Raw genomic sequence first — 21,442 nt, forward strand, 5'->3', positions numbered from 1 at the left:
GGCCGCAACAGGACAGATTCGCAGGGGTTCGGCTTGTACCGGCAGGGAGGACCACGGCGGAGCACCACTTATCCCCATGCGACCACCCTTCGTCCCTGAATCCGGTCAACTCGACCCTTTACATCTGTTCCGGGAACGACCAACCGGGAATATTGGGCCCAACGATCCTGGGGAATTCCAACGTGCACAGCCGCTACTTGTCCAAACTCCCGACGGGAGCCGTGCTCCCCACGGCAAGCATCACCCCGGTACTCATCATTGCTGTGCTCTTCGGCACCGCCCACGTGCTGACCAACGGGCAATACGGCTTCCACCGGGATGAACTCCAGTTCCTGAACGACGCGCAGGATCTGGATTGGGGCTTCGTACCCTACCCACCGCTGACGTCTGCGTTGGAGTATCTGGCGTTCAAGATGTTCGGCCTGTCGCTGGTCGGGCTGCGGCTGTTCTCGGTACTGGCCCAAACCGTGGTGATTCTGGTCGGCGGCCTGATGGCGCGTGACCTGGGTGGTGGACGTCTGGCGCAGGTCTTTACGGCCACCGCCATCGGGCTGTCACCCGCGCCCATGGGCAATGCCACCATGTTCCAGTATTCGTCGTTCGATATGTTGTGGTGGGTGCTTATCGCCTGGAGCGTGATCCGCTTACTGCGTGATCACGACCCACGCTGGTGGGTCGCGATCGGCCTGTTTGCCGGGCTTGGCCTGCAGACCAAATACTCGATAGCGATGGAGCTCGTGGGCGTGCTGGTAGGCGTGCTTCTGACCGACGCACGGCGATACCTGACGAACCGCTGGTTCTGGGCCGGCGGAGCTGTCGTGATATTGGTCTTTGCCCCCAACCTCGCCTGGCTGGTCAGGCACGACTTCATTTCCTATCGGTTCCTACAAGCGATCCACGCCCGTGACGTCAATGAAGGACGCGCGGACGGCTTCCTGCGCGATCAATTCCTCATCAATGCCAACCTTGTTGCGGCGCCGGTCTGGATCGCGGGTCTGGTCGGTTACTTCCGGGCGCGCCGCTACCGCATGATGGCCTGGATGTACGTCGTCCCCCTGCTGTTGTTCATGCTTCTGCGGGGCCGCTTCTACTACGTCAGCGCGGCGTATCCCATGCTGCTGGCCATGGGGTCCGTCATGGGAGAGCGGTGGCTGCGCACCCTCCGCCCTGCATGGCGGGTCGGAACAGCGACACTGCTATTCAGCGGTGTCGCGGTTATCGGCATCTACGCGGCATTAATCATCATGCCGTTGGCATCAAACGGTCCGCTGCGGGACTTCGCGCTCAAGAGGAACAACGACCTGCGCGAGAAGATCGGTTGGGACGAGCTCGTCACACGGGTTGCCACCATTCGTGATGCCCTTCCTGCCGAGCAACGGGCCGATCTGGGCATCGTGGTGGGCAACTACGGCGAGCAAGGCGCTATCGCGCTACTCGGGAAGGCCTATGACCTGCCGCCGCCGATTACTGCGGTGAACACCGGATGGCTGCGTGGCTACCCAACGACGCCGCCACACACCGTGATCGTGCTGGGCAGTTCACGCGAGCGCGCCGATGAACTCTTCAGCGATTGCCGGCTCGCGGGACACTCGGGTAACGCGTGGGGCGTCGTCAATGAAGAGAGCCGGGATCATCCCGACATCTTTGTCTGCGGCCCTGCGCGCAAGGCGTGGAGTGAGCTTTGGAGCTACGGGCCCGAATTTGGGTAAGGCGCAGCCCTGCCCTAGTCTTCTTCCGCCGCCTCGCGGCCCTGCTGCCTGATGAGCCATTCTTCTCGGGCGTCGTTGATGGACTCCCGGATGCTGTCCAGATCGACCTCGGTTTCATCCGGCTCGAAATGACCGGTCAGTTCGGTGTCCGGGCGGAGTTCGCCGGCCTGGAACAAGGCCCACATTTCCTCGCCGTACCACGTGTCCAGCAGCTCGGGCGCCGATCGGCCAAGGTAAGCGGTGAGGTTGTTGACGTCACGCAGCAGCATGGTGCGCGCCGCATTGTTTCCTGCCGCACTGACGACCTGCGGAAAATCGATCACCACGGGGCCGTCCGGGCCGATAAGGACGTTGTACGCGGAAAGGTCGCCATGGATCAGACCGGCACACAGCATCAACACAACCTGCTGCACGAGGATCCGGTGGTATTCCCGCGCCTCATCGGCGCTGAGATCGACCTCACCCAGGCGGGGTGCGGACAGACCATCGGCGTCCGTCACCAGTTCCATCACCAGCACGCCGTGGAAATAGCCGAACGGCTCGGGCACGCGAACGCCAGCGTCGCGCAGCAGGTAAAGCGCATCGACCTCCGCGTTCTTCCAGGCCACTTCCTGTTGCTTGCGCCCGTACTTGCTGCCCTTGCCGATGGCGCGCGCCTCGCGGCTGCTGCCGACCTTGCGGCCTTCCTGGTACTGCACGCGTTGCTGGAAGCTACGCTGAGCCATGTCCTTGTAGACCTTGGCGCAGCGTACGTCGTTGCCGCTACGGACAACGTATACGGCCGCCTCCTTGCCGCTCTTCAGCGGTCGGAGCACGTCGTCAATGATGCCGTCGTCGATCAACGGCTGCAGGCCTAGGGGGGTCTTCAAGGTATCTCTTGGGTCAGTAGCATGGCGAGGGCCGCCATTGACCCTTAATTCTCACATTTTCCTGCACATAGCGCCAATTCCGCCCCCGCCCGGTGCCGGAGGGGTCAATGGCGCCGCACCGCTGCCTCGCGTAAAGGCAGGTATGCCTTGCCATCGAGAATCGCGTTGATTGCCTCGGCGACGGCGTATACGTCGTTTCGATTCTGGCTCGTTACAAGGATGATCGTGCGGCCCTTCGGTGGGTCCGCCATCAAGAGTGCCTGGAAGTTGTGGTCGTTTCCGTCGTGCACGTGGCGTACGACCCGACCGCCTTCCATTTCCCCATGTCCAAACCCGCTTTGCCACTTCGGGTTTGAGGTAGCCAGGATCTGGCTGGTACTTCTCGGGCTGATGAGGCAGAACGTCGTCACGCAGTTTGACCATGTCAGTAAGTCATCGACCGTCAGCGCTGTCCATCCCGTGAGATAGACCCTCGTCGGGTCCTGCTTGAAATTCGCGTCAAATCCCTTGGCGACGCGGAGCGACCCTTCGACGGGATCGACGACAGCATCGCGAATACCGGCCTTTGGAAAGACCCGCTTCTTCAGGAAGGCTTCGAAACTCAGGCCACTGACCTTCTCGATCACCCGCCTGCGCAGGAACGTATTGTTATTGTTGTACGCATAGTGCGTACCAGAAGGAAAATCGAGCGCTTTAAGAGCGCGCAGGTTCCTGAAATTGTCGGCGTCGTTGTCTACCGTATTCCAGTCAACGTCGGGCAGGCCGCTCGTATAGTGCAGAAGATCATTCACTGTGATGGTCTTCGACCATGAGGGCAGGTCGGGGATGAACTTCGATACGGTGTCGTCGAGGGAGAGGCGTCCCTCCTCCGCAAGCATCATGATGCCGACGGCATCGAATTCCTTAGCGATGGACCCTATATCGAATCGGTCCGAGAACGCCAACGGCACGCTTTGCGATCCGTCCGCATATCCCATCGCCCGGCGAAGGATGACTTCTCCGTGGTTCGCGATCAGGATGTTGCCGTTCAGCAGCCCCGCCTGGCGAGCCTGGTCAAGGTAAGCATCAAGGGCGACAACGCTGCCTTCCGATGCGCACGCACTACCCGAGATCACGAGCATCCAAAGCGCCACGATCCTTCCGCACCAGTGAACTGACTTCACAGGCTACCTCCCCGACGACAGCGACGCTTGCTTCGATGCCTGACGAGGTGCTCTGGTTTAAAGTGCCACGACGTTGTGCCTACAAGATCGACGTTGTATCGACGAACGAATGCCTCTCGCCGCGCGGGTGCAGACCCTAGCCGGGGAAGAAGATATAGACGGCGCTATACGGTACGCGGACTTCCGCGTTGATGTGGCTGGCGTCACAACCCGTGGCGGGTGCCACGCCGCCTTCCGTGCGGGTACGTACGACATACGCGACCTTGCTCATCACGCCGTTGCCCGTCTGCGACTTCGCATGGAGAACGATCCACGGTATGGCACCGGCATCCGGCGAGGGCGACGCGTTCAGCGCTTCGCCGACGACCGTGCTGCCATCGTTCGCCTGCCAACTCGGCCCTGCGAAGTGCTTACCGATGACGTTGCCCTTTGCGTCGCTCAACGTCGCTTCGGGCGCTTTCAGTGTCCATGCGTAAGTTGCTGCGGCCGGCTTGCACGTGTAGATCTGCACGCCCTTGCCGAAGGCTTCGATGGCAGATGGCTTTGCCGGGGCGCCCTGGGCGCTGACCGTGCCTATGCTGCCCATGGAGGCGAGTACGCAACTGGCCAGGATCGTACGGGGGATACGTAGCTTTCTCATCGGAGGTTCCGGAATACGCGACGCCCTGACTATACGCGGACGATCATTGCATCGAGCCTGCGACCAACCGCCCGATCTCGGCGAACCACGCATCGGCCTGCTTCGGGCTGGCGGGGGAGTCGCTCAGGAAGGCCGCAACCATCATGCGGCGGCCATCAGGCGCCGTCACGATACCCATGTCGTTCCAGGCACCCAGACGATCGCTATAGGTACCAGCGGTACCCGTCTTGTCGGCCAACTGGAATCCGGCGGGCAACCCGGCGCGAATGCGATTGGGAATGACCTGCGCGGTCATCATGCCCAGCAACATGTTCGTCGAGGACGGCGAGACAAGTGCACCCGACTGGAGTTTGTCGAGGAAAGCCACCGCGCCATCGAGCGTCGTCGTGTTCACCTTGCTGGCCAGTACCGCCTCGAAGCCCCTCTTCACACGCGCATCGGCGGCCTCGTCGGACTCGCCGGCGAGGGGCTGCTCACCGGGCTTCCTTCCGTTCAACATCCGGCTCAGCTCGCGCTCGCCCATGTCGATGCGCATGCCATGGACGCCCTTGCTCTCGAGGAACCGGGTGGCGACACCACCACCTCCCAGGAGGTTGAGCAATGCGTCGACGGCCGTGTTGTCGCTCTGCGTCACGGCGGCTCGAAGCAGCTCTTCGACGGAGACATCCACCGGCCCCGCTTCCAGCCGCTTGCCAAGGGACGGCACCGCCGAACCCGGCACGATGTCCGCCGGTACCAGATGCACCTTCTGGTCGAGCCTGATCGCACCACTGTCGACGCGAGCGAGCACCGCGGCCGCAACGGGCGCCTTGAAGGCGCTCATCATCAGGTAGCCGCGGCCATCATTCACCTTGATGGTGTTCCGGCTAGCCGGATCCATAACGATGATGCCAAGCGTGCCGGGGCGCGCTTCCTTCGCCACGTGATCAAGCAAGGCCTTCAGACTCGTATCGGCCGGTGCGGCAAAGGCGGCGCCCACCGCCAACGACAGGACCATCCCACGGAGCAGTTGCATCATCATCGGTACGCATTCCCAGGAGTAACGGACGCCCATGGTTGCGGGGCGAGCGGCTCACGCCGTGGCTGAAATGAGGCACTTTGGGGGCGCCGGCCGCCCGTCGCGGCGGTGGCCACTCACCCCTTACAGGTCCCGCTTGCCACATAGTCGACGCCCGTCGCCACGGGCGTCGGTACACTCCCGCATCATGACGAACCTGTCCACTCGCCCGGCGCCGGCAGGCGCCCAGCCCGATCACGGTGCCACGCTTCCGCTGGCGGCCTTGTCCGTGATCTGGACGGCATTCTGGTTACTCATGATCACGTCCGCCCTCCAGGACGCCTCACGCAATCCGCTCACCCGCTGGTGGGAGCCTGTGCTGTGGGAGGGAAGTTCCGCACTGATCGCGACAGGATGGATGTGGCTCGCCGTCCGGGTTCGCGGCCGCTACGCGCCGCTGTTGAACCAGCCCCTGACCTGGTTCGCAAGCTACCTGCGGTGGCTTCCTCTGATTATCGTCACGTTCATTGCCGGGGCATATGGGATACGGCATGGCGTTTACGCCTCGATGGGCCGTACCTACGAGCACTCGGGCTGGGGCTTCGTGCTTGCCTACGAAAGCGTCAAGCTGACGCTGTTCACAGGACTGTGGCTCGGGATCCTGTTCGGGATCGATTCCTATGGGCAGTGGCAACTCCAGCGACACCGTCTGTTGCAGACGCAGAAAGCACTGACCGAGGCGCAGCTCGCGCAACTCCAGGGCCAGCTGCGTCCGCATTTCCTGTTCAACGCACTCAACACCGTGTCTGCCTTGATGCAGACCGACGTGGCGCGGGCCGACCGTCTGGTCGCGACCCTCGGAGACCTGCTGCGCATCAGTCTTCGGACGACGGAGAACGAGATGACGCCGCTCGCGGAGGAACTTCGCACCTTGGCGCTTTACACGGATGTCATGCGCGAGCGATTCCGCGACCGTGTGACGCTCGACTGGGAGACGGATCCGACGCTCATCGACGTGTCCGTTCCGGCACTCCTGTTGCAGCCCTTGCTCGAGAACGTGTTCAAACACGGCGTCGAGCGCACGGTAACGCCGGTGCGCATCGGCATTCGAGTCCGGCGCGCAGAGGGCGCGCTGCACATCGTCGTGAGCAACTCGGGTTCCTTGCTGCCACCCGGCCACCATGACGGGGTGGGATTTCGTAATTGCAGGGAACGACTGAGCATCATCTACGGCGAGGCGGCCTTCCTGGAGGTGCGCAACGAGGGCGACGGCGTGGCTGCGCGCGTCTCGATACCCCTGGCGGGCGCGATCCGATGATCCGCGCCATGCTCGCCGACGACGAGGCCCCGGCACGCGAGAAACTCGAACGTTGGCTGGCTGAGCAACCGGACATCACCGTGGTCGGATCGACCGAAGACGGACTGTCGGCAGCGCGGTGTATCGAACAACTTCGTCCCGATGTTGCCTTCCTCGATGTCCAGATGCCGACGCTGTCGGGGCTCGATGTCGCGGCGCAGCTCGAGCCATCGAGCGCTCCGCTGATCGTGTTTGTCACCGCATTCGACGCCCACGCGGCCAAGGCGTTCGACCTCAACGCGATCGACTACCTGCTCAAGCCGTACGATCGGGATCGCTTCGTGCGTACCGTGCAACGCGTTCGGGAAAGGCTGAACTCCCATGAATCCGGCGCGACGGCGGTGACGATGGGGCGCGCACAGACACCGCGCTGTGAGCGCCTTCTGGTGCCCGATGGTGACCGGCTACAGTTGATCGACGCGGCTTCCATTGAATGGCTCGAAGCGGACGACAACTACGTTCATGTGCATACGGCTTCCCGCACCTACCTGCTGCGCAGGACACTGCAGGACTTGCTTTCGCAGTTGGGTGAGCAGCGCTTCGTGCGGATACATCGGTCCACAGCGGTGAATCTGGGTTCGGTCGGGTCGCTTACGCCCCTCTTCAAAGGCGATTACGACATCCATCTTCGCGACGGCCGCACGCTCCGACTCAGTCGACGGTATCGCGAGGCGTTATTTGCCCGCATGGGTCGATAGCGGCCGGCTCACCCCGCAAATCACTCCGCTCGCCCCCTTTCAGCTGCGGACCGACAACCGATGCCTCAGGCTCCCGCCTATCGCCAGGAGAGGGGACTGAATCCATGCATGCTACCGACGAACGGCAGGAACGCTACGACTTCCTGGACTGGTTGCGCGTCATCGCCATCTTCGTGCTGTTCTTCTTCCACACCGGGATGATCTTCGTCGGTTGGGGCTGGCACGTCGTCAATGCCCAGACCATTCCGGCCCTGCAATGGCCCATGGACATCGCCCATCGATTGCGCATGCCGCTGCTTTTCGTCATTGCCGGCGCGGGCATGTGGTTCGCTTTGCAGCGACGCAGTACGGCACAGTTCCTTCGGGAACGAACACGAAAACTACTCGTGCCTCTGGTCATCGGCATGTTCCTGGTCGTTCCACCGCAGATCTACTACGAACGGTTGCTTCGTGGGCAATGGGTGGGCGACTACCTGACGTTCTACGTGACGCGGGTGCTCCAGTTTCATCCCTACCCGGCGGGTGACTTCAGCTGGCACCACCTGTGGTTCATCGCTTATCTCTACGTCTACATCCTGTTGTTGCTTCCCGCGATGCTCTGGTGGAAGCGACTTTCGCCGCGGCTGCCCCCCGGCGCCTGGCTGTTTCTGCTCGGCATCCCGCTTGGTATCAACGAGGCGTTCCTGAAACCGGTGTTTCCGGAGACGCATAACCTGGTCAGCGATTGGTACATCTTCAATCACTACCTGCTTCTGACCGCCTACGGATACGTCATGGCATCCATCCCGGGCACCTGGAAGTGGCTTTCCGATGTTCGCCGCTGGTCGCTCATCATGGGGCTCGCCGTGTTCGTCCTGCTGGTCTCGGGGTTCAACACGGGCATCATCCGTCACGATTCGATAGCCGATGGCGTCGGCGCGAATATCTTCACCTGGCTATGGGTCATGGTGTTCGTCGGTTATGGCTATCGCTACCTCTCGTTCGTGAATCCACTGCTTCGCTGGGCGAGAGAGGCGAGCTACCCGGTCTACATCCTGCACCAGACCGTCATCGTCGCGATCGGGTACTACGTCATTCCGATGTCGTGGACGCCGTGGACGAAGTACGTCGTCGTTCTGGCCCTCAGCATGGGCACGTGCGTGATCCTTTACGAAGGATGTGTGCGGAGGTTCGCCGCGCTGCGCCTCGCCTTTGGAATGAAAGCGAAGCGAGCGGCTCCGCGACTGGCTTCGGCTGAAGCACAGCGCGTGATACGCGATGACTACCAGTAGATAGCGACTAGCCGTCCGTCGATCGCGTCAGGATCTCCCACGTGTCGATATCCGCCACCATGGCGGCCAGCTTGCCGCGGACGAGGGAGAGAGCGTCACTGCCGAGGATCAGGTGGGCAGGCGGGTCGGGTAGCTCGACGAGGGCGAGGATAGCCCTGGCCGCTTTAGCGGGATCGCCAAGCTGTTTGCCACTCATCTCCTGTCGAGCTCGCCGGATCGGGTCGAAGAGGGCGTCGTAGTCGGCAATGCTTCGCGGCGACCGCTGCATCGATCGCCCGGCCCAGTCGGTACGAAAGCTACCGGGGGCAACGGCGGTGACGTGCACACCGAAAGGCGCCAGTTCCTTGCCCAGTACCTCGCTGATCCCTTCGAGCGCGAACTTGCTGCCGCAGTAATAGGCGATGCCGGGCATCGTAATGAATCCGCCCATCGACGTGATGTTGACGATGTGTCCGTGGCGACGTTCGCGGAATCGCGGCACGAACGCCTGCGTGACCGCGACGGCACCGAAGACGTTCACCTCGAACTGCCGGCGCATGGCCTCGATCGGCGACTCCTCGAAGATGCCCTCGTGGCCGTATCCGGCGTTGTTTACGAGAACGTCCACCGGACCGAAACGCGATTCCGCCTCGGCGACAGCGTCTGGAATGGCTTCGATATCGGTGACATCCAGCGACACGGCATGGGCGCGTTCGTCGTGCAGCGCCTCGAACGCACGCCGAGCGTCGTCGTTGCGAACGGTGCCGATCACGCGATGGCCCTCGGACAAGGCTTCGCGGGAGAGGGCCAGGCCGAAGCCACTGCTGACGCCGGTGATGAAAAAGGTCTTACGGGACATGGATAGCCTCCTGGTCAGGAACGGAAGCCATCGTAATTCCCGGATGCGCTGCGTCCCATGGCCCGGCATGTGGCGTGATTGCCTGATCCTATGAGAGGCGCTTGCGGGGCGGCTTGCGAAGGCGGACAGTGAGCGCATGGAATCGCCCCTCCGTGACCGCATGGTCGCCCTGCTCCGCGAACTCGCACCGGGCGAGGGCTACACGCTGACGCCGCTGCCGGACGTGCGTCTTCTCCGCGCCGATCGGCCGTTAAGCCGTACACCTGTGCTGTACGAGCCCGGCATCGTCATCGTCGTGCAGGGGCGCAAGCGTGGCTTGCTAGGCGACGACGTATTCGTTTACGACGCGCAGCACTACCTCGTCGTGTCCGTCCCCGTGCCGTTCACGATGGAGACGGACGCCTCCGCGGACGAGCCCTTGCTGGCGATCTACTTTCGGCTGGACCACGCAATGGCTGCGGAGCTCTGCGTCCAGATCGACGCGTTGCGCGGGGTGTCGTCGGCGACCCCGCGAGGACTGTATGCCTCACCCATGGAGGAAGCGCTTTCAGCGTCCGTCCTGCGTCTGCTCGAAGCGCTGGTAAAACCCCCAGAGGGCGTCGTTCTCGGTGCTGCGCTGGTGCGCGAAATCTACTATCGGATCCTCTCCGGCGCGCAGGGCGGTTCGCTGCGCGCTGCGCTCGCGCAACAGGGCAAGTTCGGCATGGTGTCCCGAGCCATCCGCATGATCCACAGCCGTTATCGCGAACCACTGACCATCGGCGAACTCGCGAGCGAAGCGGCGATGAGCGCGCCTACCTTCCATGCGCACTTTCGCGCGATGACGGGTACATCGCCCATGCGCTATGTGCAGTCCACGCGTTTGCATCAGGCGCGGCTGCTCATGCTTCGACAACACACCACGGCAGCATCGGCGGCGACCGCCGTCGGTTACGAAAGCGCATCGCAGTTCAGCCGCGAATTCAGGCGACTGTTCGGCAGGCCCCCGGTGGAAGAAGTGGCGCGGATGAAGCGGAACTTCGCCATGCCGGAGGCGCTGACGCCTTCCCCGTTCGTCTCGTCGCACTGATTCGACCCTAATGCACTGATTTGACATGGTTTTAACCTTTTCGGCGCCGGAATTCATCCTGCCGCAAGGAACCGAAGGGCACACTCGATCCGGCAATAACCCCGGCCTCGTGCCTCGTACGGAGAAAGACCCATGCGCCATTCCGCCCTGCTGCTGGCCGGTTCCCTCGGCCTGATCCTGGCCCCGAACGCCTTTGCTTCCGACCGACCCGATCCGGGCAAGCTCACCACGCGCTGCCTCGATGCCGCAGCGAAGAAGTACGACGTAAAGAACGACTACATCCAACTGCAGCCGATCCAGGCCGCTGATTCCGGCTCCGGCTACTCCATCGCCGGCACCGCCGATGCGGGCATGGACGGCAAGAAGAACTTCAGCTGCCAGTTCGACAAGAAGGGCAAGCTGGCTAACCTCGTTCCCGAGGGTAAGTAATTAGTCATACCTGAGAAGATCCGGTGGCCGCGCGCAGGGTGCAGCCACCGGACCTTTCGTCCCCGCCATGCGCTTGCAGGTCTTGGCCAGCAATGTCGGACAGGCATTTCTGGGAGGTGTATTCCCGGCGCTCGAGAACCAGCACCATGTGGCCGGCATGCTCACCACCAGCGGCCCTGATCCCAAGCGTGAGACCGAGCTCGAAGGGCATGTTGAAGCGCGGAAGCTGGTTTGCCACATCCAACTCGACGGCCGACAGATCATGGATGCTGTAGGGCGAAGCCTTGATAAGGCGAGTGATCTTATCCATGCGTACTTCGCCACTATCCCCCTTCTCAAGGGCGGATCTCGGTCGAAATCCACATGCGAGAACGGTGAAAACCATGGCCTCGAAGAGAGAAGCGTAGTCCTCAGTAAACGGACAATTGATGAAGACGCTCGTGAAGGGCTTCCGTGTCCGAGAGTCCATGACTCAGCGCTTCTTCATTGCCTTAACAGGCGGGCAGCCGAGATACTTTCCACGCACCAGCGCACCTTCAGCGGCAAGCGACATCACCGCGTCGCGAATCGCTGCCGCACGTACCGCAGGAGTCAGGATGGTCCCCCGGATGGGAAAATCCTGAATGGGAAACTTCATTCGTTTGGTTGTCATGCGGCGAATTATATCGACCTTCCGTAGGACAACGTCGTCGTTCAGCGCTATCGCAGAAGCGAAGAATTCACCCGATACGTCGTAGGCAAACGCTCGAAGACATGTTGATGGACTACGCGCGAGCCGCTCCACTGAGATGTTTCTTGGACGCGCGTAACGACACCTAACCATCCCGCGGATCACATGCCTCAGTCCGACTTCGCCTCACCCTGCCGGTTCTGCGTGTAATTCAGCGGTACGTAGATGAAGCCCTTGCCGTCATCGGACCTGGCAACGTGACCGAACGATGGAAACGGCAGGTGGGCTGCGCCAATGAGATAACCATTCCTTGCCGCGTCGGCAAATGCTGCCAGGCGCACGCGTTCGGCTTCGCGATTGTCGCTGTCCCACACGATACGTACCGATGGGTCACGGAATTGCACCACCGAGGAATGAACGACATCGCCCCACAGAACCAGCTTCTTGCCCTTGCTCTCTACCGCAATAAAGCTGTGACCAGGCGTGTGGCCCGGTTGGGGAATAGCCCGAATGCCCGGAGCGATGGGTGTCTCCCCATCGAACAGCTGTATTTTGCCGGCTGCGATATACGGACCGAAGGTCTTCTGGGCGACGTCGAAGTTGATTCGAACAGCTTTCGATGCCCTGGCCTCATTCGCGGGATTCATCCAGTAATCGAACTCGGCTTTGTCGACGCGAAGAACCGCATTCGGGAATGTCCTGTCACCGTTCGTCACCAGTCCGCCGATATGGTCGGCGTGCATATGGGTGATGACGACCTCATCGATCTGTTCGGGCGCATAGCCCGCCGACCGCAGGTTATCGGTCATTTTTCCCAAGGTGGCCCCATAGAAGGTACCAGCACCTGTATCGACGAGCACCAGCCTGCTGCCCGTGTTGACGATGAACTGATTCATCGACGATTCGGCGGGAATCGACTGGAATGCCCTACGGTAGTCACCCTTGATCGTGTCGGCCGACGCGCCGATCAGTAGCTTGTCCATACGAAAATCGATCGTGCCATCGCTGAGCGCGGTGACCTCGATGTCGCCCAACATCAGGCGGTAGTAGCCGGGCGCCTGTGTGCCGACGATCGGCGCGGCGGCAGATGCGTGCTCGGTGACGAAGGTCGAACCGATGCCGATGACCAGCACGCTGGCCAGAAATGCGCGACAGAAACGATGGCGGTGCGTCATGTGCAAATCCTCAAGATCTTCCTTGAGGAGGATGCGCGGCGTGGCGCGGGATCACTAGCCGTACACGGAGAATCACCGAGGTGATCGCCGCGCACCAATAGATGATCCCTCGGCCTTGACGACGAGCCAGTCAGACGGGAGCCGGGTTACCCGTCGCTTGCGCTAACTGGGCCACGAAAGCGCGCTGGTAAGCCGGCCGTGCTTCGCCGCGGGCGACATAAGCAGCGAGGTTCGGAAACTCGTCGAGGATGCCCGAGAGTCTCAACCTCAGCAGTACGGACACCATGATCAGGTCGCCCGCGCTGAAGGCGCCATCGAGCCACTCCGCCTCGCCCAAACGGTCGGACAGCGGCCGAAGCCGCTGGCGAATGCGATCGAAGACGAGAGGCATCCGTTCGCTTGCCCAGGGTTTGTCGCCCTCCGCAAACTTGACGACGACGATTTCGAGAATCGCGGGCTCCACGGAATTGAGCGCGGCAAACATCCACATGATCGCCCGGGACCGTGCATTCGCCTCTGCCGGTAAGAGGCCCGCACACCGCTCGGCGATGTGGAAGACGATCGCGCCGCTCTCGAACAAGCAGAGATCGCCCTCTTCATAGGTCGGGATCTGGCCAAAAGGATTCAGGCACCGATGCGCGGCTTCTTTCATCGCCTGCATCGAAAGCGGCCGAACCGTATAGGGTTGGCCGACTTCTTCCAGCGCCCAGCGAACGCGCGTGTCACGTGCGAGGCCCTTGCCGCCGTCAGGTGAGCGTTCAAAGGCCGTAATGGTGATGGTCATCTTTAGCGTCTCCTGAAGCGGCCTTCGGGCCATTGGGTTGCGTTGCCTTCACTACCTCGTCGAACGAGCGGCCCTGCATTCGACACGTCGCCGGCCCCTCGCCTCAGGCATACGGCGTCCCGACGACCGTGGCGTTCACGCCAACGAAGCCCCGCTCCATCACGCTTATGAAGGCGGCTTCCGGATCCTGCTGCTCACGAAACGCGCGGAGTGCGTCGCCGTATGCCACCACGAGCGCCGAGACGAGCATCGCCGCGGCGAGGCGCGCATCGGGATCGGCATGCGGGCGGTGTACCGCGTCGGCCAGCATTTCGCCCAGATCATTGGCCAGCGTTACCTGAAGTTCCCGCGCGTACGTCGTCAGTGCGGGGCTCTCCACCACCGTGCGCCAGAACTGGATCGGCCGGGCGGACATATGGAATATCGGGTGTCCGGTGACTGCCAGCGTTCGCATCAGCGCCTGGAATGCGTGGACAGGCGACTGGCTCCCCCGGTTCACGATCGCGTCGCGCACCAGCGTTCGGACTTCCTCCTCGCGATCGAAGATCAGGTCCTCCTTGCGCAGGAAGTAATTGAACACGGTTTTACGGGCGACCCCCGCCTCGCGTGCGACCTCGGCCACCGAGACATTCTCAAAGCCGCGCTCGACGAACAGGCGCGTGGCGACGTTGGAAATCGCCTGTCGCGTCTCCGCCTTTTTCTGGTTCCGAAGCCCGTCCGGTTTTGACATCAGGCCATTCGCCCTGTAGAAACTTACACTCAGTGTAACTTTTTAGGGCCAGAGTGTCTCCGGCCGCTTACCTGAGGATATCGCTTGATCTACGACGTAGTGGTGGCCGGCGCGGGGCCGGTCGGCCTGTTCCTGGCCTGCGAATTGCGGCTCGCAGGGGTGTCCGTGCTGGTGCTGGAGCCGCAGGACGACCCGCGCTCCCCCTCGAAGCGCCTCCCCTTCGGGATGCGCGGACTCTCCGCCCCCTCGATCGACGGGTTCTACCGTCGCGGCCTGCTGGACGACATCGCGGCAGGCCAGCCGTCGAACGACAGCGCCCGGCCTGGCGCGTCGGGTGCAGCGCATTGGCTGGGCCAGCCGCGACGCCCCGGTGGTCACTTTGCCGGCATCCAGTTCTACGAGGACAAGATCGACCGCTCGCGCTGGCCGTGGCGCCTGCCCGGTCCTGTCGGCACGAGCATGATGGTCGATATGGAGTCCCTCGAACGGACGCTGGAGGCACGCGCGAACGCGATGGGCGCCACGATCCGGCGTGGCCTGGGTGTCGAGGGCCTCGAGCAGGACGCCGAAACCGTACTCGTCCGCGCGGGCGGCGAGGTGTTTCGCGGACGCTGGCTCGTCGGCTGCGACGGCGGCCGAAGCACAGTGCGCAAGGCCGCCGGCTTCGCCTTTGTCGGCACCGACCCCGAATTCACGGGATACTCCGTCGATGTCGATATCGCCGAGCCGAATCCGCTTCGACCCGGACGCCACTACACACCGACGGGCATGTACACCTACGGGCCGCCCGGAACCATCGGTATGGTCGAGTTCGATGGCGGCGCGTCTCACCGGATGCACCCGATCACGCTCGAACACATCCAGGCGGTGCTCCGTCGCGTCTCGGGTACGGATGTCACGCTGACAGCACTTCGACTCGCCACGACATGGACCGATCGCGCCTACCAGACGACCGACTATCGCCGTGGGCGGGTGTTGCTCGCCGGCGACGCAGCGCACATTCACTCGCCACTGGGCGGCCAGGGTCTCAATCTCGGCCTCGGTGACGCGATGAATCTCGGTTGGAAGCTGGCAGCGACGATCCGTGGCGACGCGCCGGAGGGCCTGCTGGACACCTATACGACGGAACGGCATCCGGTGGGCGCGCAGGTCCTGGACTGGTCGCGCGCCCAGGTTGGGCTGATGCGTCCGAGCCGGAGTTCACGTGCGCTCGAAGCCATCGTTCGCGACCTGATCGACACGCGTGATGGTGCGACGTACTTCGCCGAGCGGGTGTGGGGCGTGTCGCTGCGCTATGACCTTGGCGACGACCATCCACTCGTCGGCCGCAGTGCGCCCGATATCGAACTGGCAGACGGAACACGTCTGGGCGAACACCTCAAAACGGGCAAGGGGCTGCTGCTGGATTTCGACGCGCGCACACCGCTTCGCGCACTGGCGACTCAGTGGGAAGACAGCGTCGCGTACATCGCTGGCGACACCAGGGACCGACTCGGCCTGAGCGCCCTGCTCGTGAGGCCAGACGGGGTGGTTGCCTGGACCAGCGAGGGCGATGCCGTCCCCGATGCCCTCGCTCAGCGTCTATCGCAATGGTTCGGCGACCCTGGCGCGCGCCTCAAGGTCGCGCCTCCAGCACGATGTTGAATGGCGTTTCCGCGGCACGGCGAAGACGCCTGAACCCGCCGGCATCGACGATCACCTTGCGTAAACGGGCTTCCCCGGCCTGGGCGCCCAGCGCCGGACCATGCCGGGCGAGCGACACAGGCACGCAGATCATCGACGACGCCGCGTAGTACACACGTCCGACCGGATTGATGTTCTCTGCCACGGCGTCGCCGGCATGCGGTTCGACCACCATGCACGTGCCATCGTCCTTCAACGAGGCTCTTGCGTGTTGCGCGGCGCCATCGGGATCGCCCATGTCGTGCAGGCAGTCGAAGAAGGTGATGGGGTCGAAGTCACGACCTTCATAGCTGGACGCATCCGCCTGCTCGAATGTCGTATTGCTCACTCCCGCTTCCCGTGCCCGCTCGCGTGCGACGTCGATCGAAGGTGCGTGGTAGTCGTATCCCACGAAGTGGGACGCAGGGAACGCCTTGGCCATCAGCACGGTGCTCGCGCCATGACCACAACCGATATCGGCCACCTTGCCACCGCGCTGTAGCTTGTCCACGACACCATCGAGAGCAGGCAGCCATGCGTTCAGGAGGTGGGCGTGATATCCGCCGCGGAAGAATCGTTCGACGCCATGGAACAGACAGGGATGATGCTCGCCCCATTCCATGCCGGCGCCGCTGCGGAAGTTGTCGCGCACACGGGGATAGGTATGAAAAAGTGCTTGCGCGATTTCATAGGCGCCAGCCAGATCGACCGGTCCGGCGGGGTCGGCCAGGCACGCGGCCTGCTCGTCGTTGAGTCGGTACGTTCCCGCTACGGCGTCGTAGTCGACGTAACCGCCTGCGGTCTGGTTGCCAAGCCATTCGCGAATGTAGCGTTCGTTGGTGCCGGTGCGTTCGGCAAGCTCGAAAGGTGTCAGGGACTCCTTTGCGAGCGCCTTATACAAACCCAGTTCGTCACCAAGCAGGACGAGTACCGCGCTGAATGCGGCGCCGAGATCACCTACCGCTCTACCCAGAAAGGCGTTGAGTTTCTCTTCGTTGATTGCCATGACCGTGGCTCCGCAGCCAGAAAAGGGATGCGGCGGATCAGTTCGAATCGTGGCCGGGGATGTTCACGGCCAGAGCGCCTCTTCCCGTTGCTAATTTATACAACACAGGGGGGCTTGCCGGAAGACCCGGGGCGTAGTCCAGCATCGCCGCTCTGTCGAATCGACAGCAATGCAGGAGTGACGACGTGGCTGATTCGCAAACGTACTACCACGGCACCAAGGCCGATCTGGAAGCCGGGGATCTCATCACTCCGGGCTATGCCTCGAACTTCGGCCAACGAAAGCACGCGGCCTTCGTTTACCTGACGGCGACCATGGACGCCGCCATATGGGGCGCCGAGCTGGCCATCGGCGCAGGGCGCGGGAGAATCTATGTCGTGGAGCCTACCGGTCCCATCGAAGACGATCCGAATCTCACGGACAAGAAGTTTCCGGGAAACATCACGAAGTCGTATCGCTCGCGGGATCCGTTCCGCGTCACCGGGGAGGTTCTGAACTGGACGGGCCACCCCGCCGAGCAACTCAAGGCGATGCGGGATCGCGTGGCGTACCTCAAGCAACAGGGCGTCGAAGCTATTGAGTGAGCGGGACGGATCTGGCGTGGACCCCTGCGCTCCTCGTATGATCCGGTCGCGCCAGATCGGCGTGGGGAACAGGGGTGCGACGGTGAGGACTCCCGTCGCCTAGGGACAACAGGGGAGGGAGTTATGAAAACGCTCATGAGGGCGCTCGCGGGTCTGCTCGCGATTGCCGCTTTGGCTGGCTGCGCCACGGGATACCAGAAGCGCGGTGTTACCGGGGGCTACACGGACAGCAAGATCGACGACACGCACTACATCGTTAAATTCGATGGCAATGGATTCGCCGACAAGGACCGCGTCTGGCATTTCTGGATCTACCGGTGTGCGCAGTTGACGAAGGAGAAGGGCTATACCTACTTCTCACTTGAATCGCTCGCCAATAAGCTCAAGAACACCAGCTTCAACCCCGATGACGACCAACCTCATCTGGCAGATACCGTGCTGCGCGGCGATGCCGACGGCCATGTGATCGACGTGCACGGCGGTGGGGTGAGTTACATCTACGTACCCGGCCAAACGATCACTACGTGGCATTCCAACGCCGTGGTGACAATGTACAACAGCGACATTCCCGAGCAGAGGGCGGTGTACCACGCCCAGACGATCATCGATGCCCTCGCCGAGTACATCCGGACCAACGGCAAGTCGATGCCTCCGGACCAGCATGAAATTTTTGAACGCTCTGCGTTCGGCCTGACCACGGATCACAGGCTGGTAAATATTCACCAGTATCTTCAGGAACACCCGCAAGTCGCGCGGACGAGGCCCCACCCTCCGGTACGTCCGATCGACCAGTACGACGTGTCCAAGCCACCGGCCATGCCGAACGGACCGATGGTTGCGGACTCACGAGTCACACCTCCTCCCCCGCCAGCACCCCGCGCGCGTCCTCAGGACACGCCGACGCCTCCCGTGGTTGAAGCGTCCGCCGCGTCGATGACGTCCCCCGGTCTGTCAGCAGCCGAGGCGACGGCATCACAGATCGGATGCAGCGACGTGCGGGCCAACGGCAATAACACGTTTACCGCGCAATGCAGCTCCTACCGCGTACTCATCACTTGCGATGGGGAGCAATGCCGGCCGCAGCACGTCATCAAGTGAGGAGCGACATCCTGACGACGATGGCATGCAACAGCATCGCGTCGCTCCGGTCCACGCGGAGCGCCTGGCCTAGCGGGAATAAAGGTGGAGCGCCGCATACTGCAGCAACATGATGGTCTTCGCATCGACGATGTCACCGCGCTCGATCATGGCGAGCGCCTCGTCGAACGCGACCTCGACCACCTCGATGTCTTCACCCTCGCCTTCGAGTCCGCCGCCGTCGCCAACCTTCGTCGAGGCGTCGTACTCCGCGATGAAGAAGTGCAGCTTCTCGGTGACCGAACCGGGGCTCATGAAAGCTTCGAAAACCTTGCGCACGTCGTGAATCCGGTAGCCGGTCTCTTCCTCGGCTTCCAGGCGGATGCGCTCCTCGGGCGTTGCATCGTCGAGCAGGCCGGCAGCCGCCTCGACCAGCATACCGTCGTGACCGTTCACGTAGGCGGGGAAGCGAAACTGTCGCGTCAGGACCACGCGCCGCGTCTCGCGCTGGTAAAGCAGCACCACGGCGCCGTTACCGCGGTCATACGTCTCGCGCTGCTGGCGCTGCCAGCTGCCGTCGGAGCGGCGGAAGTCGAAGGTGGTGGTCTTCAGCGTGTACCAGTTATCGGACAGGACACGGGTTTCGACAATGCGGACGCGTTCGGACGGAGCGGACATGGCAGGCCTGCACACTGGACGGGAGAACGTCGGTACGGTAGTGTGCAGTTTCGTGCAATGTCAATGAATTTCGTGCATCCATGCTGACCACTCACCGAAAGCAGGCCATCCTCGCCGCGCTCAAGCGCGACGGCCAGGTCGTCGCCAAAACGCTGAGCGAATCGTTCGGCGTCTCCGAGGACACACTACGCCGGGATCTTCGCGAGCTGGCGGCGGAGGGACGCTTGCAGCGCGTGCATGGCGGCGCGCTCCCGGCCTCGGCCGCCGTCGGCGATATGGTGCAGCGGCAGGACATCGGCACCGACGCCAAACGGGCGATCGCGATGCGGGCCGCCGCCATGATCCTGCCCGGGCAGGTCGTGATCCTGGACGGGGGAACCACATGCGTGCAGCTCGCGCGCTGCCTGCCTCCCACCCTGGCAATCACCGTCGTGACGCACAGCCCGAGCGTGGCGGTCGAGCTTGCGGCGCACCCCCTCGTGGACGTGCTGCTGATCGGCGGCCGGCTCTTCAAGCACTCGATGGTCGCCGTGGGCGCCTCGGCCGTCGAAGCCATGGCGCATATCCGGGCGGACGTCTATTTCATGGGCGTCACCGGTGTCCATCCGACCGCAGGGCTCAGCACGGGTGACCTCGAAGAGGCTTACGTGAAGCGTGCCCTCGCCGCCCGCGCTGCCGAGGTCGTCGTGCTGGCCTCGACAGAGAAGCTCGGCGCCGCGTCGCCCTACGTGATTGCCGACGTCGACACGGTGAGCAGCATCGTCGTCGACAGCGGCGCGCCTGAAGCGATCCGTCGTCAGCTCCGTGCGCGGGGTGTGGACATCGTGGTCGCTTGAGCGGATGTACCGACCCGCTTCCGGGCGAGGCATAATCGGCGATTGTCTATCGAAGGACGCGCATCATGGCAATCGAAAGTTCGCAGCGGATTGTCATCGCTGGCGGCGGCATCGCCGGCCTGGCGACATGGCGCGCGTTGAAGCAACGGGGCATCGAATCCCTCGTGGTCGAACGCCGGCCCGTCGCAGCCGATGGTGGCCTGGCTATCAACCTGCCGGGCAATGCCATGGCGGCGCTCGAGCAGCTTGGCCTCGGCACGGACATCGCGCGGTTGGGCTACCCCGTACGCAAGCGCGAGTACCGTTCGCGGGACGATCGCCTGCTTGCCGCGATCGATGAAGACGCGTTCTGGGGAGAGTCGCTCCGTCCCCGCGCCGTCCGTCGCGCCGACCTCATGACGATGCTCAGCACCGGCCTGGAAGCCTCCAGCCTCAGGGCGGACCGCGCCATCGCCTCGGTCGTCCAGGACGCGTCGGCCGCTCATGTCCGCCTCGACAACGGCGAGGATCTGTCCGCCCGCCTGCTGGTAGGCGCGGACGGCGTACGCTCCACGGTACGACAGGCGGTCATGGGAGCATCGCAGCCCTCCGCGGCACACATCGCCTCCGCCAGCTGGCGCTTCATGGCACCCAATCCCGGCGTCGACGGCTGGACCGCGTGGACAGGTGAGCACGGCACCATCCTGCTGCTTCCCGTGGATGAGACGACGGTCTACGGCTGGGTCGCCGTGAGCTCCCCGAACGTCGCAGGCGACGACCTCAAGCAGCTGGACCACGCGTTCCGCAACTTCCCCGAGCGGGTACGCAAGGCACTCGCCTGGGCGCTGGCTCATCCGGAGTCGCTGTACCACTCGCCGATCGAGGAAGTGCGCCTTTCCCGTTGGCACGAAGGCCGCGTGATCCTTCTCGGCGACGCGGCACACGCCACGGCGCCTGTCTGGGCCGAGGGCGCTGCCCTGGCGATGGAGGATGCGCTTGCCCTCGCCGCTTTCGTTGCCGAGACCGACGATGTCGCAGCCGTCGGGCGCCGCTTCGAACAAGCGCGCCAGCCGCGCGTGGCGCATGTGCAGGCCATGACCGATCGCCTGTCGAAGTCGGCGCGACTGCCCTATCCGCTTCGCCGCTTCATCATGCCCTTCGTCGTCCCGCGCAGCTATCGGGCCACTTACTCGCCGCTCAAGCCGACCGACGCCTGAGCGG

General features: G+C 63.1%; 23 protein-coding genes. 11 read left to right on the forward strand and 12 right to left on the reverse strand.

Annotation, left to right across the window (positions count from 1 at the left end; all coding sequences use genetic code 11):
* Positions 1–182 precede the first annotated feature (182 nt).
* Entirely contained in the window at positions 183–1,709 is a 1,527-nt protein-coding gene (locus tag HB634_RS20090) for a glycosyltransferase family 39 protein (protein ID WP_345777518.1), read from the forward strand.
* A 14-nt stretch (positions 1,710–1,723) separates the two neighbouring features.
* On the opposite strand, the gene HB634_RS20095 is transcribed toward HB634_RS20090, so the two are convergent.
* From HB634_RS20095 to bla, 4 genes are all read right to left on the reverse strand, one after another.
* Positions 1,724–2,578: a PA4780 family RIO1-like protein kinase gene (locus HB634_RS20095; RefSeq protein WP_063572946.1), complete on the reverse strand. Its 855-nt coding sequence runs from the start codon at positions 2,576–2,578 to the stop codon at positions 1,724–1,726.
* A 104-nt stretch (positions 2,579–2,682) separates the two neighbouring features.
* Positions 2,683–3,711, reverse strand: coding sequence for a serine hydrolase domain-containing protein (locus HB634_RS20100; RefSeq protein WP_213949875.1), 1,029 nt, complete (start codon positions 3,709–3,711; stop codon positions 2,683–2,685).
* 166 nt (positions 3,712–3,877) lie between these two features.
* The gene (locus tag HB634_RS20105) at positions 3,878–4,381 is read right to left on the reverse strand and encodes a DUF3455 domain-containing protein (RefSeq protein ID WP_213949876.1); all 504 of its coding nucleotides are present in this window, start codon (positions 4,379–4,381) and stop codon (positions 3,878–3,880) included.
* A gap of 43 nt (positions 4,382–4,424) precedes the next feature.
* On the reverse strand, positions 4,425–5,402 hold the full coding sequence (gene bla / locus HB634_RS20110) for a class A beta-lactamase (protein ID WP_213949877.1): 978 nt from the start codon (positions 5,400–5,402) through the stop codon (positions 4,425–4,427).
* 184 nt (positions 5,403–5,586) lie between these two features.
* Between bla and HB634_RS20115 the strand changes: the two genes are divergently transcribed.
* The 3 genes from HB634_RS20115 (at position 5,587) to HB634_RS20125 (ending at position 8,704) form a co-directional block, all read left to right on the forward strand.
* Complete coding sequence (locus HB634_RS20115) at positions 5,587–6,696, forward strand: histidine kinase (RefSeq protein WP_213949878.1); 1,110 nt, start codon at positions 5,587–5,589, stop codon at positions 6,694–6,696.
* Positions 6,693–7,433, forward strand: coding sequence for a LytTR family DNA-binding domain-containing protein (locus HB634_RS20120; protein WP_213949879.1), 741 nt, complete (start codon positions 6,693–6,695; stop codon positions 7,431–7,433). The genes HB634_RS20115 and HB634_RS20120 overlap by 4 nt, the downstream gene beginning before the upstream one ends.
* A 104-nt stretch (positions 7,434–7,537) precedes the next feature.
* A complete protein-coding gene (locus HB634_RS20125; protein ID WP_213949880.1) occupies positions 7,538–8,704 on the forward strand; it encodes an acyltransferase family protein in 1,167 nt (388 codons plus the stop codon).
* A 7-nt stretch (positions 8,705–8,711) separates the two neighbouring features.
* On the opposite strand, the gene HB634_RS20130 is transcribed toward HB634_RS20125, so the two are convergent.
* Positions 8,712–9,542 (reverse strand): oxidoreductase, encoded by an 831-nt coding sequence (locus tag HB634_RS20130; protein WP_213949881.1) that lies wholly within the window; start codon positions 9,540–9,542, stop codon positions 8,712–8,714.
* 136 nt (positions 9,543–9,678) lie between these two features.
* Between HB634_RS20130 and HB634_RS20135 the strand changes: the two genes are divergently transcribed.
* A complete protein-coding gene (locus HB634_RS20135; protein ID WP_213949882.1) occupies positions 9,679–10,611 on the forward strand; it encodes an AraC family transcriptional regulator in 933 nt (310 codons plus the stop codon).
* Positions 10,612–10,743: 132 nt separating this feature from the next.
* Positions 10,744–11,040 carry a hypothetical protein gene (locus tag HB634_RS20140; protein ID WP_213949883.1) on the forward strand — a complete coding sequence of 99 codons (297 nt, stop codon included), beginning with the start codon at positions 10,744–10,746 and terminating at the stop codon, positions 11,038–11,040.
* Between the two features lie 4 nt (positions 11,041–11,044).
* Here HB634_RS20140 and HB634_RS20145 read toward each other — a convergent pair whose 3' ends face one another.
* From HB634_RS20145 to HB634_RS20165, 5 genes are all read right to left on the reverse strand, one after another.
* Complete coding sequence (locus HB634_RS20145; RefSeq protein WP_213949884.1) at positions 11,045–11,350, reverse strand: hypothetical protein; 306 nt, start codon at positions 11,348–11,350, stop codon at positions 11,045–11,047.
* Positions 11,351–11,512: 162 nt separating this feature from the next.
* A complete protein-coding gene (locus tag HB634_RS20150) occupies positions 11,513–11,692 on the reverse strand; it encodes a hypothetical protein (protein WP_213949885.1) in 180 nt (59 codons plus the stop codon).
* Positions 11,693–11,880: 188 nt separating this feature from the next.
* Entirely contained in the window at positions 11,881–12,885 is a 1,005-nt protein-coding gene (locus HB634_RS20155) for an MBL fold metallo-hydrolase (RefSeq protein WP_213949886.1), read from the reverse strand.
* A gap of 130 nt (positions 12,886–13,015) precedes the next feature.
* Positions 13,016–13,669 (reverse strand): glutathione S-transferase family protein, encoded by a 654-nt coding sequence (locus HB634_RS20160; protein WP_213949887.1) that lies wholly within the window; start codon positions 13,667–13,669, stop codon positions 13,016–13,018.
* A 103-nt stretch (positions 13,670–13,772) separates the two neighbouring features.
* A complete protein-coding gene (locus HB634_RS20165; RefSeq protein WP_213949888.1) occupies positions 13,773–14,399 on the reverse strand; it encodes a TetR/AcrR family transcriptional regulator in 627 nt (208 codons plus the stop codon).
* A gap of 84 nt (positions 14,400–14,483) precedes the next feature.
* Between HB634_RS20165 and HB634_RS20170 the strand changes: the two genes are divergently transcribed.
* Positions 14,484–16,043, forward strand: coding sequence for an FAD-dependent monooxygenase (locus tag HB634_RS20170; protein ID WP_213949889.1), 1,560 nt, complete (start codon positions 14,484–14,486; stop codon positions 16,041–16,043).
* Here the strand turns inward: HB634_RS20170 and HB634_RS20175 are convergent.
* Positions 16,015–17,067: a methyltransferase domain-containing protein gene (locus tag HB634_RS20175; RefSeq protein WP_213949890.1), complete on the reverse strand. Its 1,053-nt coding sequence runs from the start codon at positions 17,065–17,067 to the stop codon at positions 16,015–16,017. The genes HB634_RS20170 and HB634_RS20175 overlap by 29 nt on opposite strands.
* Before the next feature lie 185 nt (positions 17,068–17,252).
* On the opposite strand from HB634_RS20175, the gene arr reads away from it, so the two are divergent.
* Together arr and HB634_RS20185 are read left to right on the forward strand one after the other, a co-directional pair.
* The gene (gene arr, locus HB634_RS20180) at positions 17,253–17,651 is read left to right on the forward strand and encodes an NAD(+)--rifampin ADP-ribosyltransferase (protein ID WP_213949891.1); all 399 of its coding nucleotides are present in this window, start codon (positions 17,253–17,255) and stop codon (positions 17,649–17,651) included.
* A 123-nt stretch (positions 17,652–17,774) separates the two neighbouring features.
* Positions 17,775–18,749 (forward strand): hypothetical protein, encoded by a 975-nt coding sequence (locus HB634_RS20185; RefSeq protein ID WP_213949892.1) that lies wholly within the window; start codon positions 17,775–17,777, stop codon positions 18,747–18,749.
* Between the two features lie 69 nt (positions 18,750–18,818).
* Here the strand turns inward: HB634_RS20185 and HB634_RS20190 are convergent, their stop codons facing one another.
* Complete coding sequence (locus HB634_RS20190; protein WP_213949893.1) at positions 18,819–19,406, reverse strand: NUDIX domain-containing protein; 588 nt, start codon at positions 19,404–19,406, stop codon at positions 18,819–18,821.
* Positions 19,407–19,486: 80 nt separating this feature from the next.
* Between HB634_RS20190 and HB634_RS20195 the strand changes: the two genes are divergently transcribed.
* Positions 19,487–20,242 (forward strand): DeoR/GlpR family DNA-binding transcription regulator, encoded by a 756-nt coding sequence (locus tag HB634_RS20195; protein WP_213949894.1) that lies wholly within the window; start codon positions 19,487–19,489, stop codon positions 20,240–20,242.
* A 65-nt stretch (positions 20,243–20,307) separates the two neighbouring features.
* Positions 20,308–21,438 (forward strand): NAD(P)/FAD-dependent oxidoreductase, encoded by a 1,131-nt coding sequence (locus HB634_RS20200; RefSeq protein ID WP_213949895.1) that lies wholly within the window; start codon positions 20,308–20,310, stop codon positions 21,436–21,438.
* Positions 21,439–21,442 lie beyond the last annotated feature (4 nt).

Source organism: Luteibacter sp. dw_328 (genome assembly GCF_018449605.1).
In the GTDB taxonomy this organism is placed as follows: Bacteria; Pseudomonadota; Gammaproteobacteria; order Xanthomonadales; family Rhodanobacteraceae; genus Luteibacter.

What these genes read in the sequence shown, in the direction of transcription:
- HB634_RS20105 (WP_213949876.1), bottom strand. Translation starts at nt 4,381, where the DNA reads ATGAGAAAGCTACGTATCCCCCGTACGATCCTGGCCAGTTGCGTACTC.
- bla (WP_213949877.1), bottom strand. Translation starts at nt 5,402, where the DNA reads ATGATGATGCAACTGCTCCGTGGGATGGTCCTGTCGTTGGCGGTGGGC.
- HB634_RS20115 (WP_213949878.1), top strand. Translation starts at nt 5,587, where the DNA reads ATGACGAACCTGTCCACTCGCCCGGCGCCGGCAGGCGCCCAGCCCGAT.
- HB634_RS20120 (WP_213949879.1), top strand. Translation starts at nt 6,693, where the DNA reads ATGATCCGCGCCATGCTCGCCGACGACGAGGCCCCGGCACGCGAGAAA.
- HB634_RS20125 (WP_213949880.1), top strand. Translation starts at nt 7,538, where the DNA reads ATGCATGCTACCGACGAACGGCAGGAACGCTACGACTTCCTGGACTGG.
- HB634_RS20130 (WP_213949881.1), bottom strand. Translation starts at nt 9,542, where the DNA reads ATGTCCCGTAAGACCTTTTTCATCACCGGCGTCAGCAGTGGCTTCGGC.
- HB634_RS20135 (WP_213949882.1), top strand. Translation starts at nt 9,679, where the DNA reads ATGGAATCGCCCCTCCGTGACCGCATGGTCGCCCTGCTCCGCGAACTC.
- HB634_RS20140 (WP_213949883.1), top strand. Translation starts at nt 10,744, where the DNA reads ATGCGCCATTCCGCCCTGCTGCTGGCCGGTTCCCTCGGCCTGATCCTG.
- HB634_RS20145 (WP_213949884.1), bottom strand. Translation starts at nt 11,350, where the DNA reads ATGGATAAGATCACTCGCCTTATCAAGGCTTCGCCCTACAGCATCCAT.
- HB634_RS20150 (WP_213949885.1), bottom strand. Translation starts at nt 11,692, where the DNA reads ATGACAACCAAACGAATGAAGTTTCCCATTCAGGATTTTCCCATCCGG.
- HB634_RS20155 (WP_213949886.1), bottom strand. Translation starts at nt 12,885, where the DNA reads ATGACGCACCGCCATCGTTTCTGTCGCGCATTTCTGGCCAGCGTGCTG.
- HB634_RS20160 (WP_213949887.1), bottom strand. Translation starts at nt 13,669, where the DNA reads ATGACCATCACCATTACGGCCTTTGAACGCTCACCTGACGGCGGCAAG.
- HB634_RS20165 (WP_213949888.1), bottom strand. Translation starts at nt 14,399, where the DNA reads ATGTCAAAACCGGACGGGCTTCGGAACCAGAAAAAGGCGGAGACGCGA.
- HB634_RS20175 (WP_213949890.1), bottom strand. Translation starts at nt 17,067, where the DNA reads ATGGCAATCAACGAAGAGAAACTCAACGCCTTTCTGGGTAGAGCGGTA.
- HB634_RS20185 (WP_213949892.1), top strand. Translation starts at nt 17,775, where the DNA reads ATGAAAACGCTCATGAGGGCGCTCGCGGGTCTGCTCGCGATTGCCGCT.
- HB634_RS20190 (WP_213949893.1), bottom strand. Translation starts at nt 19,406, where the DNA reads ATGTCCGCTCCGTCCGAACGCGTCCGCATTGTCGAAACCCGTGTCCTG.
- HB634_RS20195 (WP_213949894.1), top strand. Translation starts at nt 19,487, where the DNA reads ATGCTGACCACTCACCGAAAGCAGGCCATCCTCGCCGCGCTCAAGCGC.
- HB634_RS20200 (WP_213949895.1), top strand. Translation starts at nt 20,308, where the DNA reads ATGGCAATCGAAAGTTCGCAGCGGATTGTCATCGCTGGCGGCGGCATC.